Source organism: Natronorubrum daqingense (genome assembly GCF_001971705.1).
In the GTDB taxonomy this organism is placed as follows: Archaea; Halobacteriota; Halobacteria; order Halobacteriales; family Natrialbaceae; genus Natronorubrum; species Natronorubrum daqingense.
Window position 1 is genome coordinate 2,921,917 of sequence record NZ_CP019327.1, and the last position, 16,959, is coordinate 2,938,875.

Annotated in this window: 17 protein-coding genes; 8 read left to right on the forward strand and 9 right to left on the reverse strand. The window is 62.2% G+C overall.

Annotation, left to right across the window (positions count from 1 at the left end; genetic code table 11):
* Nucleotides 1–7 precede the first annotated feature (7 nt).
* The 4 genes from phnC to phnE (BB347_RS14220) all read left to right on the forward strand — a co-directional run bounded on the left by phnC (nucleotide 8) and on the right by phnE (BB347_RS14220) (nucleotide 3,900).
* Nucleotides 8–850, forward strand: coding sequence for a phosphonate ABC transporter ATP-binding protein (gene phnC / locus BB347_RS14205; protein ID WP_076583323.1), 843 nt, complete (start codon nucleotides 8–10; stop codon nucleotides 848–850).
* Between the two features lie 222 nt (nucleotides 851–1,072).
* A complete protein-coding gene (locus BB347_RS14210) occupies nucleotides 1,073–2,347 on the forward strand; it encodes an IS4 family transposase (RefSeq protein ID WP_076583324.1) in 1,275 nt (424 codons plus the stop codon).
* Between the two features lie 24 nt (nucleotides 2,348–2,371).
* A complete protein-coding gene (gene phnE, locus BB347_RS14215; RefSeq protein WP_083687781.1) occupies nucleotides 2,372–3,094 on the forward strand; it encodes a phosphonate ABC transporter, permease protein PhnE in 723 nt (240 codons plus the stop codon).
* Nucleotides 3,094–3,900, forward strand: coding sequence for a phosphonate ABC transporter, permease protein PhnE (gene phnE / locus BB347_RS14220; RefSeq protein ID WP_076582926.1), 807 nt, complete (start codon nucleotides 3,094–3,096; stop codon nucleotides 3,898–3,900). The genes phnE (BB347_RS14215) and phnE (BB347_RS14220) overlap by 1 nt, the downstream gene beginning before the upstream one ends.
* A 113-nt stretch (nucleotides 3,901–4,013) precedes the next feature.
* Here phnE (BB347_RS14220) and BB347_RS14225 read toward each other — a convergent pair whose 3' ends face one another.
* The 4 genes from BB347_RS14225 to BB347_RS14240 form a co-directional block, all read right to left on the reverse strand.
* The gene (locus tag BB347_RS14225) at nucleotides 4,014–5,126 is read right to left on the reverse strand and encodes a pyridoxal-phosphate-dependent aminotransferase family protein (RefSeq protein WP_076582925.1); all 1,113 of its coding nucleotides are present in this window, start codon (nucleotides 5,124–5,126) and stop codon (nucleotides 4,014–4,016) included.
* A 403-nt stretch (nucleotides 5,127–5,529) separates the two neighbouring features.
* Nucleotides 5,530–6,003 (reverse strand): plastocyanin/azurin family copper-binding protein, encoded by a 474-nt coding sequence (locus tag BB347_RS14230; RefSeq protein ID WP_076582923.1) that lies wholly within the window; start codon nucleotides 6,001–6,003, stop codon nucleotides 5,530–5,532.
* A 128-nt stretch (nucleotides 6,004–6,131) separates the two neighbouring features.
* Complete coding sequence (locus BB347_RS14235) at nucleotides 6,132–7,352, reverse strand: MFS transporter (protein WP_076582921.1); 1,221 nt, start codon at nucleotides 7,350–7,352, stop codon at nucleotides 6,132–6,134.
* Between the two features lie 109 nt (nucleotides 7,353–7,461).
* Complete coding sequence (locus BB347_RS14240) at nucleotides 7,462–7,800, reverse strand: DsrE family protein (protein WP_076582920.1); 339 nt, start codon at nucleotides 7,798–7,800, stop codon at nucleotides 7,462–7,464.
* Nucleotides 7,801–7,952: 152 nt separating this feature from the next.
* On the opposite strand from BB347_RS14240, the gene BB347_RS14245 reads away from it, so the two are divergent.
* The 3 genes from BB347_RS14245 (at nucleotide 7,953) to BB347_RS14255 (ending at nucleotide 10,939) form a co-directional block, all read left to right on the forward strand.
* Nucleotides 7,953–9,308 (forward strand): O-acetylhomoserine aminocarboxypropyltransferase/cysteine synthase family protein, encoded by a 1,356-nt coding sequence (locus tag BB347_RS14245; protein WP_076582918.1) that lies wholly within the window; start codon nucleotides 7,953–7,955, stop codon nucleotides 9,306–9,308.
* Nucleotides 9,309–9,314: 6 nt separating this feature from the next.
* Nucleotides 9,315–10,526 carry a homoserine O-acetyltransferase MetX gene (metX, locus tag BB347_RS14250; protein WP_076582916.1) on the forward strand — a complete coding sequence of 404 codons (1,212 nt, stop codon included), beginning with the start codon at nucleotides 9,315–9,317 and terminating at the stop codon, nucleotides 10,524–10,526.
* Between the two features lie 104 nt (nucleotides 10,527–10,630).
* Entirely contained in the window at nucleotides 10,631–10,939 is a 309-nt protein-coding gene (locus tag BB347_RS14255) for a hypothetical protein (protein ID WP_076582915.1), read from the forward strand.
* Between the two features lie 154 nt (nucleotides 10,940–11,093).
* Here the strand turns inward: BB347_RS14255 and BB347_RS14260 are convergent, their stop codons facing one another.
* The 5 genes from BB347_RS14260 to BB347_RS14280 all read right to left on the reverse strand — a co-directional run bounded on the left by BB347_RS14260 (nucleotide 11,094) and on the right by BB347_RS14280 (nucleotide 14,297).
* Entirely contained in the window at nucleotides 11,094–11,492 is a 399-nt protein-coding gene (locus BB347_RS14260) for a hypothetical protein (RefSeq protein ID WP_076582913.1), read from the reverse strand.
* A gap of 224 nt (nucleotides 11,493–11,716) precedes the next feature.
* Entirely contained in the window at nucleotides 11,717–12,400 is a 684-nt protein-coding gene (gene serB, locus BB347_RS14265; protein ID WP_076582912.1) for a phosphoserine phosphatase SerB, read from the reverse strand.
* Between the two features lie 150 nt (nucleotides 12,401–12,550).
* Nucleotides 12,551–13,126 (reverse strand): hypothetical protein, encoded by a 576-nt coding sequence (locus tag BB347_RS14270; protein WP_076582911.1) that lies wholly within the window; start codon nucleotides 13,124–13,126, stop codon nucleotides 12,551–12,553.
* Between the two features lie 224 nt (nucleotides 13,127–13,350).
* On the reverse strand, nucleotides 13,351–13,677 hold the full coding sequence (locus BB347_RS14275) for a hypothetical protein (protein WP_076582910.1): 327 nt from the start codon (nucleotides 13,675–13,677) through the stop codon (nucleotides 13,351–13,353).
* Nucleotides 13,678–13,679: 2 nt separating this feature from the next.
* On the reverse strand, nucleotides 13,680–14,297 hold the full coding sequence (locus BB347_RS14280) for a calcium-binding protein (protein WP_211137169.1): 618 nt from the start codon (nucleotides 14,295–14,297) through the stop codon (nucleotides 13,680–13,682).
* Between the two features lie 914 nt (nucleotides 14,298–15,211).
* Here BB347_RS14280 and serA point away from each other — a divergent pair.
* Nucleotides 15,212–16,798, forward strand: coding sequence for a phosphoglycerate dehydrogenase (gene serA / locus BB347_RS14285; RefSeq protein WP_076582907.1), 1,587 nt, complete (start codon nucleotides 15,212–15,214; stop codon nucleotides 16,796–16,798).
* The last annotated feature ends 161 nt before the right edge of the window (nucleotides 16,799–16,959 follow it).

A 16,959-nucleotide genomic window follows, 5' to 3' on the forward strand; every position in this document is an offset into this window, starting at 1 on the left:
ATACATCATGTTAACTGCACAGAATATATCGAAGACGTATCCGGGCGGCGAAGAGGCACTAAGAGGCGTCTCCTTCGACGTAACCGGTGACGAGGTCGTCGCGATTATCGGCCCCAGCGGGGCTGGCAAAAGTACGCTCATCGAGTGTATTAACAGGCTCACCGAACCCACCGATGGCGAAATTCGTCTCGATGACGTGACGGTGACGGCGCTGTCGGATCGGCAACTCCGTCGCACTCGCCGAGACATCGCGATGATCTTTCAGGAGTACAACCTCGTCGAACGGTTGACCGTTATGGAAAACGTGCTTTCGGGTCGTCTCGGCTACCTGAGTACCTGGAACGCGTTCCGCCGCAAATTCCCCGCCGAAGACATCGAATTCGCCCGGGAGACACTCGAGAGAGTCGGACTTGGGGGTCACGAACGAGACCGGGCCGACGAACTCTCCGGCGGCCAACGCCAGCGAGTCGGCATCGCCCGTGCGGTCGTTCAACGGCCGAAAATCATGCTCGCCGACGAACCGACCAGCAGTCTCGACCCGGAAACATCTCACGCCGTCATGGAGCTACTGACGGAAATCGCCGCTGACGAACGGATCCCGGTTCTCATCAACATTCACGAAGTCGAACTCGCGGTCGAGTACGCCGATCGAATTATCGGTTTGGCGGACGGCGAGCTGGTCTTTGACGGGCCGCCCGAAGCGCTTGACGAGACGGCAAAAGACCGAATCTATCGGGGCGGAGAACCTCGTGAGCACGGAACCGATTCGGGACGATCCTCGAGCGCCGACGAGCGCTCTGAGGACGGACGCACCGTCGAAAACAAACTGGCCAAACAGAGGTACGAGTGACCGTGTTCGGAGGTCGCTTTTCGTCCGATGATCGAGAAGAGTTCGTCGTCTGGCGGCGCCCGACGGTCTTTCCAAATCACTGGGCAAAGTACCTAACCTACGTCCTCCATCCGTCTTTAGCTAAGCGAGAAACCACGCGACAGCGGCGGCTTATCGAGACTTCTATTCGAGAGGAATGAGGAAGCCGAGTCTGTGCACAACAACGGCTCCTCATCGAAGATCATGCGTCGACTCACTACTCTCTTTCCCTCCGAGTTCCTCGAAGAGCACGCCGAGGAACTCGGCGTGGTCGAGCGAGAGGGCAAGCTCCAGATTCCCGTCCTCGTGTGGGCGCTCGTGTTCGGCTTCGCCGCAGGCGAGAGCCGAACACTCGCTGGGTTCAGACGCAGCTACAACTCGACGGCTGATGAGACGATCTCTCCCGGTGGCTTCTATCACCGGCTCACACCGTCACTCGCAGAGTACCTCCGCGACCTCGTCGAGCGTGGTCTCGACGAGGTCGCTGTTCCAGAGGCTGTTGACGCTGATACCGACCGATTCAGAGACGTGATGATCGCTGATGGAACGGTGCTGCGGTTGCACGAGTTCCTTTCCGACGAGTTCCAAGCTCGCCACGAGGAGCAGGCTGGAGCGAAGCTCCACCTGCTCCACAATGCCACCGACAAGACGATTGAACGGACAGACGTGACCGACGAGAAAACGCACGACAGCACGTTGTTCAAGACAGGCGCGTGGCTCCAAGGGCGGCTCGTTCTGTTCGATCTCGCGTACTTCAAGTACCGCCGCTTCGCGTTGATCGACGAGAACGACGGCTACTTCGTGAGTCGGCTGAAGAAGAGCGCGAATCCGGTGATAACGGCGGAACTACGGGAATGGCGCGGCCGCGCCATTCCCTTGGAAGGCGAGCAGATCCACGATGTGGTCGATGACCTCTCGCGGAAGTACATCGACGTGGAGGTCGAAGCAGAGTTCAAGCGAGGTCAGTACGAGGGGACTCGTTCAGTAGACACGAAACGGTTCCGCGTCGTCGGCGTCCGCAACGAGGACGCCGACGACTACCATCTATACATCACGAACTTACCGAGAGAGGAGTTCCTGCCGGCAGATCTAGCAACGCTGTATCGGTGCCGATGGGAGGTAGAGACGTTGTTTCGTGAGCTGAAAACGCAGTACGAACTGGACGAATTCGACACAAGCAACCCTGTTGTCGTGGAAATTTTGCTGTACGCAGCGTTGCTTTCGCTGCTGGTGAGTCGTGATCTGTTGGATCTGGTCACCGAGCAGGCTGACGATGAGCTCGTGTTTCCGCCGGAACGCTGGGCGGCGACCTTCCGGTCGCACGCCCAGCTCATCCTCCACGAACTCGGTGACTACCTTGGCTACTCGCCACCGCCACTGTTGGAACGGCTGATCGAAGAGGCACAGAAGATCCACAAGCAACGGCCGATCTTACAAGAGACGCTCGCTACTGCTACGCAGCCGAGGTGTGAGGCTTAGCTAAAGACAAATGCCTACGTCCTCTTGCTCGTCGCCGTATTCTGGAGCGCGTGGTCGATTCGCCTCTCGCCAGCGCGGTTCGTTGAGGGACTCAGTTCGACCGGTCAGTTTCTGGCGTCAATGTGGCCCCCCGATTTCGGTGCGCGCGAACGCGAACTGATCCGAGAAGGGGTTACGGAAACGCTAGCGATGGCTGTCGTCGCGACGATCATCGGCGTCTCCGTGAGCGTGCCCGTCGCGTTCATGGCGGCGAAGAATCTGGCGCCGTGGCCGGTTTATTACCTCGCCCGCGGGCTGATTACGGTTTCGCGTGCGTTTCACAGTCTCATTATCGGGATCATCTTCGTGGTCGCCGTCGGGTTCGGCCCGTTTGCCGGCGCGCTCACGCTCTCGTTCGCGACGGTCGGGTTCTACGGGAAGATCCTCGCCGAAGACCTCGAGAACATTGACATGAATCAACTCCGACCGATCGAAGCCGCCGGTGGAAACAGACTGCAAGTAATCCTCTACGGTGTCGTCCCACAGGCTTTGCCCCGAATGATCGGCCTCGCGATCTACCGCTGGGATATCAACGTCCGCTCGAGCACCATCATCGGTATCGTCGGTGCCGGAGGGATCGGTTTCACCCTCCTCAACGCGTTCGACCGGTATCAGTACGATTTCGCCGCTGCAATCCTCATCGTCATCGTCGCAATCGTCCTCGCCGGTGAGGTTGCGAGTGCGATGATACGGAGGCGGGTTCGATAATGTTCGAACCGACCGCCGATGACTACGAACGGTGGCAACGCCACGATGTGCGAACCAGGCTCCTCCGGTTTGCAACCGTACTCATCACCGTCCCCATCGTCGTCTACTCCTGGCGCATACTGGGTATCAACTACGACTATCTGTCGACTGCGGGGTGGGCGGTCGGCGATCTCCTCGGGCGAATGTATCCGCCCAACCACGGCTACACCGGGGAGATCGTCGGCCCCATGATCGAAACGATCAACATCGCAATCCTCGGAACGGGCTTATCTGCCCTCCTATCGATACCGATCGCCTATCTCGCAGCAAGCAACACCACCCCGAACCGGATAACGTACGTGATTGGCCGACTCGTTATTACCGTCACCCGAACGGTGAGTACGATCATCTGGGCGATTATGTTCGTAATCCTGTTCGGCCCCGGAGCCTTTGCCGGGGTGATCGCCGTCGCGATCCGATCGATCGGCTTCATCGGGAAGTTGCTCTCGGAAGCAATCGAGGAGATCGACCCCGGGCAGGTCCGTGCCCTCGAGGCTGCCGGAGCGAACGATCGACAGCAGCTCATCTACGGGGTTGCCCCTCAGGTGAAACCGCTGTTCGTCGGGATCACGACGCATCGCTGGGACATCAATATTCGCTCGTCGACCGTCCTCGGTCTGGTCGGGGCCGGAGGAATCGGACTCGAACTCACGGCACGCATGGATGTCTACCAGTGGCAATCCGTGTCGGTGATTCTGCTTGCAATTCTGGTTACCGTTTTGCTGAGCGAGTTGATCTCCGCAAAAGCTAGAAGCGCCGTTAGCTGATCGTCCCCGATCTTCTCGTTTCGACGGCGGGTTCGCTCGACACGCTTGCTAACTACCAGGCAAACCATCTCGCCGTTCCAAAATAATCGTCGGACCGCAGTGAGGGACGGACGTCAAAGGCCGGCGATGTCCTCGATAGCGTCGGTCAACTCCTGAACGCTCTCGAGATCGTGTTCGCCCATGTGGCCGATGCGGAACGTTTCCTCGCCGAGTTGGGAACCGTAGCCGTTCGAGAAGACCATGCCGTACTCCTCGTCGACGGCGTCGATGGTCGCTGCGACGTCGATCCCTTGCGTGTTCTCGATGCAGGCAACCGTCTGCGATTCGTAGCCGTCCTCTGGGAACATCGCGAAGTGTTCGTTGGCCCACTCGCGGGTGTACTCGGCCATCTCGCGGTGGCGCTCGTCGCGGGAATCGTGGCCCTCCTCGAGCATGTGCTTCATCTGCTTGCGGTAGGCGAGCATGATCGGAATCGCGGGCGTGGAGTGGGTCTGACCCTTTCGGTCGTAGTAGTCGAGGGTGCGCTGGAAGCCGCCGTACCACGAGGCCGAGTCGGACTCGAGTTCGCGCTCGTAGGCGTCGTCGCTGACGACGCAGACGGCCAATCCGGGGGGCATCGCGAAGGCCTTCTGGACCGACGTGAAGATGACGTCGATGTTGTGCTCGTCGATATCGACGAAGTCGCCGCCGAGCGAGGAAACGGCGTCGACGACGAAGTAGGTGTCCGGATAATCGGCGAGAACGTCACCGATCTCCTCGATCGGATTTCGGACACCTGTCGAGGACTCGTTCATTACGCAGGTGACGACGTCGTAGTCGGTGTCGCTTTCCTCGAGCGTCTCGCGGACGTCTTCGGGTTTGACTGCCTGCCCCCACTCGTACTCGAGGGTGTCGACCGATTTCCCGAGTCGTTCGGCGACGTTGGCCTGGCGTTCGCTGAAACTGCCACAGGTCGTGACGAGGACGTTTTCGTCGACGAGGTTGAGAATCGAACTCTCCATGAACTCGGTGCCCGAACCGGTGAGGATGATGACCTCGTTGTCGGTCCCGAGGAACTCCTTCGTGTCCTCGACGATGGTCGTGTAAAGGTCGGTCATCTGGTCCATGCGGTGGCCGAACATCGGTTCGCACATGGCGTCGATAACGTCCTCGCGTACCTCCGTTGGGCCCGGGATATACAGCGTCTTGTCGGGATAGTCGCCCGTGTACTCGGATTTCTTGGTCACGCAAACCACCTGATAATATCTACTGTGGAGCGAGACGGTATGGTACTTTTGATGCCGAACCGAGACGGTAATGCTTCGTCCGCCTCGCGAGGTCGCCGTTTGTGGCCTCCGTTCGGGAATCCGGTAAGTACGACACGGGACTGTGTGTTACCCGTCCAATCCCGCATTCACGCCACTCCCCTTCGTGAAAACGGGCCGATATCGGCTGTCTCGCCACGTCGTTGAAAACTTGACACGGAGCAGTCGCTCGCTCTCGAGTCCCTCCGTTGAAAACGAAAATTCGGCAGATCTCGACGGAGTCGAGATGGCCGACAGCACATCTTCACTAGCCGAAGTTGTGAACACTCGGCGAAGAGTCGTCGGCGCGACGACAGTGGCCGCCTGCGATTGGTGAACTGTCGCGTTATTCGACTTCGATGGTACCGATCATGGCGTTGTCGTGGGGCGCACAGACGTACTCGACCATGTCTTCGGTTGCTTCGAACTCGAGCATCTGGTCGTCGCCGTCTGGCTCGTCGACCTCGTCGGTCTGGTGACCGTTGACGACGGAGCCGTCGTCTCCTCGGATCTCGATGTTGTGGCTGGAGCCGTCGCCTTCTTCCCAGCCGATGGTGTACGATTCGCCTTCTTCGAGGATGAGCGTCGGGTTGACTTCGCCGTCGATCTCGTCTGGGGATTCGCCTTCCCAGCCGTCGCTCTCGCCGAAGAAGATGATCTCGTCGTCAGGCTCTGCTTCGTACTCTGCGTCGCCATCGTCGCCGTTGTCGTCGTCGCCGTTGTCGTCATCGTCGGAACAACCGGCGACGAGTGCGGTCGCCGCTGCCGCACCCGTGACCTTCAGTGCTGTCCGCCGTGAAATTGCGTTATTTCGTGCCATCACCTTCTCGTTAGAGTTGAGCACATAAAAATTCATACGCTCTACCGCGACGCTGTCATGCGGTTACATACCAGTGCAAATCCTGGTAGTTCTCGGGTCTATACTCGTTGGAAATTACGTGATGACGGTCAGATACGATCGTGATCGAGACGGTCACTTCGGCCGAGAGACCAGCGCAAAAATGCCGGCACGGCGACCACGGCGATCGCGATCTCGAGACCACCGACGGTGAGGAACGCGAGGTCGTAGCCGTAGGTGCTCGCGACCGTGCCGCCGACGAGAAACCCGCCGAGGAAGCCGAGGCTGCCGGCGACGTTGAAGCCGGCCATCGCGAGGCCGCGCTCGTCTTCGGCGGCGATGTCGGTGACCAGCGCCATCGTCGCGGGCGAGACCAGCGCACCGAGGACGCCAACGGTGATCATCGCGAGCGCGACGGTCGCGACCGAGGGCGCGGCACCGACGGCGAGGATACCGAGTCCGTAACACAGGGAACCCACGACGATCGGAATCGTGCGCCCGATACGATCCGAAAGTGCGCCCATGGGGTACTGCAACAGCGCGAACGGGGCAAAAAAGCACGCGAGTAACAGTCCCGTCATCGCGGGACCGACGCCGAACGTCTCCTGAAAGTACAGCGTGCCGACGAGGGCGAAAAAGCCGGCCGTCAATCGGTCGACGAATCCGAACGCGTACGGAATCGAGAGCGACGGTCGTCGTCGAATGCCCTCGAGCAAATCGCGCGCACTCCGACTGTGTTCCTGGCTTCGATCCGGAACGCGCGTAACGAGCGCGCCGACGCAGACGAGGAGGACGGCTGCTCCGGCGAGTGGCGCGACCGGATCGAGTTCGGTGAGTTGCCCGCCGATCGGTGCGCCGAGTGCGGCACCGAGACCGATGGCGATCCCTGCGGCACCCATGTTTCGGCCGTGTCCCCCCTCTAAGTCCATCAGCATCGTCATCGTGAGCGAGAACGCGCCGATGGTCATCGCGCCCTGAACGACCCGAATGAGGAGAACGCCTTCGAACGGAATCGAGCCGATCGCGGGAACGGCGGCGAGCGCGGCGTAACTGACGGCACCCGCGAGCGCTCCGGCGACGATGAACGGCGTCCGTCGACCGGTTACGTCGCTCGCTGCACCCCAGACCCCGACGAAGGCGACGTACGCGGCGAACTCGGCGACGAGAAACCACATGCTCGCGTCGAGTTCGCTCGTCGCGAAGGACGTCGTCTCGTCGGCTCCCAGTGCCTCGACGAGCGTTCCGACCCCCGGATAGAGCAACAGCTGGGAGAACAACACGGCGAAGACGACGGCTGCGAGGACGATCCGGTCGCGGTCACTCGAGTGCACGCCCGTCGCTTGACACTATGGAACCATCAAGTCGTTCGTTTTCACTCGCTCGTGGGAGACGCCAACAGGTATTACGGCCCGAAAACGGGGACTCGAGGATCGGGGCCGTTTAGGGGCGGATGTAGGCGTATCCCTCGTGTTGCAAGCGCGTGAGCTCGCCGCCGCCGGAGGGAACCGTCTCGACGCCCTCGAGCAGGTCCTCCTCCGTCAGCTCCTTCAACTCGAGCGTGTTGGCGCAGGCTTTGAACGAGATGCCGGACTCGAGCATCGATTCGACGGTTTCGTTGCCCTCGCCGTCGGCGGTCAGCGGCTCGATGCCGTGTGATTGGGCGACGACTGCGACATCGTCCATCTCAACGGAGTCGTCTTTCGTGAGGTTCTCCGCGATAGTCAGCGTCGTTCGTTGCTCGTCGTGATTGTCGGTCGTGAGGTGGAACACCGTCTGCATGGATGTCGCTGCGCTATCTGGGACAGTAGTGATACGGCCTGCGAGAGACGTGATCGGTCTCCCTTCCTTGTGTGTGTGAATCACATCGAGTCGGCTGCGGTTTTTGCCGTTACTGACGCGCATATGTGGCTCCAGTAGTATGCATACTAAACATGAGTGACGACGCGAGCGACGGGACCGTCGACGAATCGGACTGTCCCGAGCGCGGTCTCGGGACGCGGAGCGTACACGCCGGCCAGACCCCCGACTCCGAGACGGGTGCGATGGCACCACCGATCTACCAGACGACCTCCTACGTCTTCGACGACGCCGATACCGCGGCCGATCTCTACGCCCTCGAGGCCGAGGGCTACATCTACTCGCGGATCGCCAACCCGACCGTGACGGCCCTCGAGGATCGACTCGCTTCTCTCGAGGGTGGCGCGGGCGCGGTCGCGACGGCGAGTGGAATGGCCGCGCTCGATTCGGCGACGCTCGTCCTCGCCGAGGCGGGTGACAACGTAGTCTGTTCGACCGACACCTACGGCGGGACGACGGCGTACTTCTCGAAGACGGCCTCTCGCCGAGACATCGAGACGAAATTCGTGCCGACGCTCGAGTACGACGCTTACGCGGAGGCGATCGACGAGGACACCGCGTTCGTTCACGTCGAGACCATCGGCAACCCCTCGCTGGTGACGCCCGACTTCGAGCGCGTCGCCGACATCGCCCACGACCACGGCGTGCCACTCGTCGTGGACAACACGTTCGCGACGCCGGCGCTCTGTCGCCCCCTCGAGCACGGCGCAGACGTCGTCTGGGAGTCGACCACGAAGTGGCTTCACGGCTCGGGGACGACCGTCGGCGGCGTGCTCGTCGACGGCGGCACGTTCCCGTGGGGCGAACACGGCTACGACGAAATCGCGGGCGAGAACCACGCCTACCACGGCGTCGACTTCTCTCGAGACTTTCCCGACGCGCCCTTCGCCGAAACGGTTCGCTTCCGTTCGCTGCGAAGTCTGGGCAACCAGCAATCGCCATTCGACGCCTGGCAGACCCTGCAGGGACTCGAGTCGATGCCCCTCCGCGTCGAGAAACACTGCGAGAACGCCGCCATCGTCGCGGAGTACCTCGCCGACCACGAGGACGTCGCCTGGGTCACCCACCCCGGACTCGAGAATCACCCGACGCACGACAACGCCCGGCGGTATCTGAACGACTTCGGCGGGATGATCGCGTTCGGGCTCGAGGATGGATTCGAGGCGGGCAAAACCTTCTGCGAGGAGGTCGAGGTCGCGCAGTTCCTCGCGAACATCGGCGACGCGAAGACGCTCGTGATCCACCCCGCGAGCACGACGCACGGCCAACTGACGCCCGAAGAACGCGCGGAAGCGGGCGTGACGGAGGACCTCGTCCGGATGTCCGTCGGGATCGAGAATCCCGAGGACATCCTCGCCGACCTCGAGCAGGCAATCGACGCGGCGACGGACACCCAATCCGTCGAGACAGGCGCGACGGGTGGTGACTGAACGCTTATGACGACCAAGAACACGATCGATCTCGGCGAGTTTCAGTTCCTGTCGGGCGAGTCGATTCCATCGCTCGAGGTGGCCTACGAGACCTACGGCGAGTTCGACGGTGACAATGCCGTCTTGATCTGTCACGCCCTCACCGGCAGTTCACACGTCGCCAGACGGCCCGATGCGGGCGACGAGACGGCCGGACAGGCTCGCGCCTGGTGGGGCGACGTCGTCGGTCCCGGGAAGGCCATCGACACCAGCGAGTACTACGTCGTCTGCGCGAACGCGCCGGGGTCGTGCTACGGTACGACGGGGCCCTCGAGCGAGAATCCCGAGACGGGCGAGCCCTACGGCACCGATTTTCCCCCCGTCACGGTCGGCGACTGGACGCGCGCACAGCGGGCGCTCCTCGACGAACTCGGGGTCGGCCGCCTCCGCGCCGTCATCGGCGGCAGCGTCGGCGGGATGAACGTCCTCGACTGGTTGCGACGGTTCCCCGACGACGTCGACCGCGCGGGTGCCGTCGCCACCGCCGGTCGACTCGACCCGCAGTGTCTCGCGCTCGACACCGTCGCGCGGCGGGCGATTACTGCGGATCCGAACTGGAACGGCGGGCAGTACTACGACGGACCCGACCCCGAAGAAGGGCTGGCTCGAGCGCGCCAGATCGGTCACATCATGTACCTCTCGAAGGCCTCGATGGCCCGCAAGTTCGGGAGGCGGTCGGCAGGTCGGGAAACGGTCCGCGAGGAGCCGCCGGACCCCGCGGCTGCCTTCTTCCCGTATCGGGAGGTCGAGTCCTACCTCGACTATCAAGCCGAGAAGTTCACCGACCGATTCGACGCGAACAGCTACCTCTACATGACGCGCGCGATGGACGACTTCGACCTCTCGGCGGGCTACGAGTCCGACGCGGACGCCCTTGCAGCGTTCGAGGGCGAACTGCTGGCCCTCTCGTTCACCGGCGACTGGCACTTCACCGTCGAGCAATCCGAAGCGCTCGCCGAGGCCTGTCGCGAGGGCGGCGTCGACGTGGCCCACCACGTCGTCGAATCCGACCACGGTCACGACGCGTTTCTCGTCGAACCCGAAAAAGTCGGGCCGCCGCTCTCGGAACTGCTCGAGGAGGGAATTTCTGGACGGACGATCACCGACACCGACACTGACTCCTCGCCCAACGAGACCGACTCGTTCGCGCCGGTGCACACGAGTTTGTTTTCCGAGTGACACTCCACGCTGTCTGTTAGCAATAGCCGTCTCTGATTGGCGCGGGATACGCAATCGCTCGCTACACGGAAGCCGAAGACGCGACCGAGGCGGTCAAAGCCAGTTTGACCGTCGTTCCGCCGTACCTCGTGTTCGCGCTCATCGCTGCCGTCGTGATGACCCACACGTTCACCGAGGATGCTACGGTCACCGCGTTCTTCGGTGACATCGGTGCGAACGCAGCACCGGGCCTCGAGGAGGGCGATTACATCGACGGTGACGGCGTCTCGGATGTCGAGTTCGGCCCAGCAACGAGTAGCGCCGTTCTCTACGCTGGACTCCTCGTCCCCGCTGTGCTCGCCGTAATCGGCGGTCTCATCACGCAGTGGCGTGACGCACTCGAGACCGTGATGGCGAAAGTCGACCAGCAGTAAGCGCATCTCGACGTGACACCGCCGACCAAGCGTGGTGGGGGCACCCGCAGGAATCGGCTGGTGTTTTCGCGACTACCGCTTCTCCTCGGGAGCGCCAGCAGTCGTCGGAGAAGAGATAGCGGGTTGAAGCCCGTTCGAATTCCAGGTTCGCGCGTCAATCTGCAGCGTGATCGCTCGAGTGGTGGGTGTGCGTTGGGTCACCCGTCGTGTACTGGTCGACGTCGACCGACGAGCGAACCGCCTCGACCCACCGACGGAGGTCGGTTGCGAGGAGCGTCGGACTCTCGAGTCGGAGGAGTCGCCCGGTCAGGTGTTTTCCAGTTGGCGATCGAATCGCGGCGATCAGCGCCCACATCGTGCCCGATGCGAGTGCGCCGAGCGCGGAGAGCGTCATACCGAGGCTCATGAACGTCATCCCGTAGACGACACCGATCGCCATCGACGGTAGACTCGTTCCGAGTGGCACTCGGGAGCTGGCATCCCGGAGCGTCGGTGCCAGAAAGGCGATCGAGAGGCTGCTACCGATCATGAAGACGAAGTCTTGCCACATCACAACCAGGTTACTCGATTGTGAGTTAAAACTCTCTCGGTGCCGAAATAGGCAATTACAACGGATTTTCAGCACGACGGACGCATACGGTGAGAACGGTCGGCCGGACATCCCTCGAATCCGATTTTCGTCTACAACCCGCTGGTAACCGCGGCTTGTCAGTCGATTCTTCGGTTTCCACTCGAGCAACCATCCTGACGTGAGCGACTCGATCGGACGGTCCGTCCTCAGTTCGCCGTCAGCACGTTCTCGTCGGCGAGGACCTCTCGCGCCTCCGCCATCGTCGAAACGACGACGTCACAGTGTGGTTCGACGGCCGGCTTTGGCTCGAAGCCAATGGCGAGACCAGCGACCTCGAGCATCGGCAGATCGTTCGCGCCGTCGCCGACCGCGACGGTCTCCGCGAGGTCGACACCGACGTCGGCGGCGAGGTCCTCGAGCGCGTCGTCTTTCGTGCCCTCGATGAGCGGCCCGTCGACGTCTCCTGTGAGTGCTCCCGCCTGCTCGCCGTCGTCCGAGGCTGCCCCCTCGCCGTCGTCGGCCATCGGCAGCCTATTCGAGACGATGTGATCGACGGAGACGTCCTCGGCCTCGAGTGCAGCCGCGACGCCGCGTTCGAAGCCACCCGTGAGGATTGCGGTCGTCACGCCCGCGTCGGTGAGTTCCTCGATGAGGTCCGCTGCGCCGGGGCGGAGTTCGACCTCGTCGAAGGCGGCGGTAACGTCGGCTTTCGGCAAGCCCTCGAGCAAGGCGGCTCGTTTCCGGAGGCTCTCGGCGTAGCCAATCTCGTCGTTCATCGCCCGTTCGGTGATCTCGGCCATATCGCCGGCGACCCCGCAGCGATCGCCGAGCAGGACGGTCATTTCCGAATCGGAGAGCGTTCCGTCGAAGTCGAAGGCGACGACTGTCATCGGCCGGTGGTTGTGCGCCCCCGAATAAACCAGTTCAGGTTTGGCGTCGCTCGCGGTCAGTGTTTGTGGTCGTCACCAGATCGGTCGTCGCCCATCGACAGCTCGGTCAGTAGCCGGCGGCGGGTCGGGCGGTTGTCGGTCGCCGCCCGCTCAGTCCGCATCGACGCGCCGCGCCTGCGATTCGAACAACCGCAGTTGCGTGCTGAACACCTGCGCGTCCGGCTCGAGCGCGTACTCGGCGTCCGTCTCGAGGCTATCGCGCGTGAACAAGATCGTCGTCGTTCGGACCGCGTCGTCGGTCTCGTCGCGAGCGACGTAGCCAGCGTACTCGTCGGGACGCTCGAGGACGGCGATCGTTTCTCCGTCCGGCGGCCGAAGGAGTTGGACGGTGATCGGTGCCGGCAGTCGGTCGACGACGCGGACGGAAATACCCGGCTGATAGTCGTCCATCGACACCAACAACGGTCGGTCGAGGAGCTCCGGTTCGGCGTCGTTCGCTGCCTCGCTCTCGTCGTCGCTCGTCGACGTTGCGTCCTCACTTTCGGACTCGTCGGCCGAGACGCGGCCGCCGTCGATCGAACTCGAGGAGCCAACCACGAGAACCGCTGCAGCGCCCGTCGTTCGTTTCGTCTCGCGACGGCGATTCTCTCCGTCGGTCTCTGTCGAATCGGTCGAATCGGTCGAACTGTTCGTCTGTCGTCGGGGTGGGTCGAATCGGTGTGCCATTGTCTCGAGAGTCGTCGGGTCGCCCCCCTGCGGTGGTCGCCCTCGTCGCAGTCACGGGTCGCCTGCGATCACGGGTGACTTCGGTCCGCCAGTTCGTTCGCCCGCGGGTGGCAAGCGAGTCCGTTGTGTCAGTTTGGGGCGCAGTCGGCCGTCGTGGTTCGGAGTGGATCGCGAGTCGGGGACCGTGTACACGAATCAACGCGGGAAAAAATGGTGAGTGGGTGTTAGTCTATCGTCGTGGCGAGGAGGTTCAGCCGGGAACTGAACATCGTCGCGTCCTCGCCGAGCGAGCCGCTATCGTCCGCACTCAGACTCTGGTCGCTCAGGAAGAGCAACGTCGTCGGTGCCGTCGCTCCTTCGCCGTTATTGTACCGGATAACGTGCCCGGTGTAGTCGTCCGGTTGGGATATCTCTGGCACCGTCTCTCCGTCTCCGGTCTGAAGAATATCGACCGTCGTACTCGTCTCGAGTTGCGCAACGACGTCGAAACTCTCGCCGGACTCGTAGTCGTAGGTGAACACCAGTGCGCGGTCTTCTTGATCTTGAACCATGGTTAGTTCCCTCCGTTTCCGATTACGTCGTCGTTTTCGTCGTCGACGTCGTTATCGAAGTCGTCATCATCGTCGACGTCATCCTCGAAGTCCTCATCATCCTCGAAGTCCTCGTCATCGTCGACGTCATCGTCCAGGTCATCGTCCTCGAGGTCGTCATCATCGTCGAGGTCGTCGTCTGGCTCCGCAGCATCGTCCAGGGACGTGCTGAGGAGGTTGAGATCCGGACTCAACATCGACGCGTCTTCGCTGATCGTCCCGGTGTCACCGGCGCTCAGTTGCTGGCCGTCGGCGAATAGGAACGTCGTGATTCCCGATTCCGCTCCGATATCGTAGCGGATGATGTGGCCGCCCCACTCGTCGGGCTGGCTGATCTCGTCGACGGTTTCGTCGTCGTCCTGAAGAATGTTGACCGTCGTGCTCGTCTCGAGTACGGCGATGACGTTGAAGTCCGCGCCGGGATAGTAGTTGTTCGCGAAGACGGCTACTCGATCCGTCTCCTGTGCGCCCACGGTGGCGGTGCCGAATCCGGCCGTTCCGAGCGCAAGCGCACCCGTCGCGAGGGCGCTCTTGGCCATAAACGACCGTCTCGAGTCGCCAGTTTGTTCTTGGTTGCTCATTTGTCTCTCACGCCCCTTACGGGACAGACGAGAGTACCCCCAGTTTCCAGATTAACACCGACGACCGTTCCTTCCCATATCAATGAATTTCCTTCGGGGATATCAGGCATGTAGAATACGCTCCGGTCGCTCTGTAATTCGGGGTTCACGTCAAGTCGCGCCGACAAATCGCCGATCGGAATAGTCCCCGATCCATCAAACTATATTCTGACGGCAGTGATACCAACTACTCGACATAGCTGCGACCGCCGCTAAAACACGCGATTGCGTCGTCCCTCCGAGGTGAGGATTATCGATCTCCAGAGGCCGCTCACCGGTTGCACTTTGTACGGTTCGTCGCCGGTCAATTTCGATCTAACCATCAGTTAGCTCTCGGCCACCACTCACTAGCGTAGTCGTTCCGTGGGCTTGACGCGAAGCGGCGTCTCACCCGAGAAAGTGGGCGTACGTTACCGTCGTTGGCCGGTGGCAGACGGCCGTCGCCCGGAAACGAACTCCTTCCGATTTAACGGTTCGAAACGGCCGCGTTACACCGTTGCCAACTGTTTGTTCTCCCGACAATCGAACGGCGTGCCACGTCAGCTATTCGTACTGAATTGCGGACTGGTAACTACGTTCATACGCGCGAACGAAAAGCGCACCCACACGACTCGAGGTGCCATTTCTTGACCGTTTCGGTCCCGGGTTCGTCGGTTCGCGTTCCCGGCCGTTCCGGCGAGGCGAAACGAGCGGTTGACTCGGTGTCTCGCCCCACGATCCGTCCGTCGGCACCAGAACCTCGACAGGATATGCCGGCGGTAGTATCCTCGGCACCTCGAGCGGTCCGTCCTCGCTCAGCTCGCACCGATGAGGTAGTTTTTGCCAGCGCTGGCGACAACGGAAGGGTTTACACGCTCCGCACGATTGTCTCGCGCATGAAGGTACTCGTCACGGATCCGATCGCCGATGCGGGTCTGGACGTTCTCAGAGACGCCGGCCACGAGGTCGAGACTGGCTACGAACTCGAGGGTGGGGCACTGCTCGAGGCCGTATCTGACGCCCACGGACTGATCGTTCGCTCGGGGACGGAAGTCACCGAAGAAGTGCTCGAGGCGGCCGAAGAACTCGCGATCGTCGGCCGAGCAGGGATCGGCGTCGACAACATCGACATCGAGGCTGCGACCGACGAGGGGGTCATCGTTGCGAATGCCCCCGAAGGAAACGTTCGCGCGGCCGCAGAACACACCGTCGCGATGACGTTCGCCGCCGCTCGTTCGATCCCGCAGGCTCACATTCGCCTGAAAAACGGCGAGTGGGCCAAAAGCGACTACCTCGGTGCCGAACTCGACAGCAAGACGCTCGGCGTCGTCGGCCTCGGACGCGTCGGTCAGGAAGTTGCCAAGAAACTCGACTCGCTGGGCATGGACATCGTCGCGTTCGACCCCTACATCTCCGAGGAGCGCGCCGACCGACTCGGCGCCGAACTCGTCGAGTTCGAGGAGTGTCTCGAGCGCGGTGACTTCGTCACCATCCACACGCCGCTGACGCCCGAGACGGAGGGGATGATCGGCGAAGACGAACTGGACCTGCTCGAGGACGGCTACATCGTCAACGTCGGCCGCGGGGGCATTATCCAGGAAGATGCACTCGCCGCGAAGGTCGAAGACGGCACGCTCGCCGGCGCTGCACTCGACGTCTTCGCTGAAGAGCCCCTGCCGGTCGACTCGTCGCTGCTCGAGCACGAGGACGTCATCGTCACGCCCCACCTCGGTGCCTCGACGGAGGCGGCCCAGGAGAACGTCGCGACCTCGACGGCCGAACAGGTCGTCGCCGCTATCGCGGGCGAACCGGTCATGAACGCCCTCAACGCGCCCTCGATCGACGAGAGCGCGTTCCCGCGCCTCGAGCCCTACATCGAAATCGCCGACACCGCGGGCAAGGTCGCCGCACAGCTACTCGACGGTCGAATCGAACGCGTCGAAATCACCTACGAGGGCGACATCGCCGACGAGGACGTCGAGTTCGTCACCGCGAGCGCGCTCAAGGGCGTCTTCGAACCCCTCGAGTGGCAGGTCAACGCGGTCAACGCCCCCCAGATCGCCGAGGATCGCGGCGTCGACGTCACGGAGTCCAAGACGCGACAGGCCGCCGACTTCCAGAGTCTAATCTCGGTCACCGTCGGCAACGATGACGACGAAATCGCGGTCGACGGCACCCTCTTCGCCGGCGACGATCCGCGGATCGTCCGCGTCGACGGCTACCGCGTCGACGCAATCCCACACGGCAAGATGGTCGTCACGCGAAACACCGACGAACCCGGCGTCATCGGCCTCATCGGCAGCGTGATGGGCGAACACGGCGTCAACATCGCCGGGATGTTCAACGCCCGCGAGACCCACGGCGGCGAGGCGCTGACCGTCTACAACGTCGACAGCCAGGTTCCAGACGCCGCGAAGGAGGACCTCGAGTCCGACGATCGGATCATCGGTATCGACTACATCACGCTGAACGGACAGGTCTGAGGCTCCACCAGTCGAAGATTTTTCGCTCCGCTTCGTTCGTGGTTCTTCGTTCGTCATTTTCCGTTCGTTTGCCCTCGCGCCTCGCTCGTCGGCTCAGATGCGATGTCCGTCGGGGCGTGCGGGAAGCGTCCGGAGGCAGTTTCGACAGTACGTATAGCAGT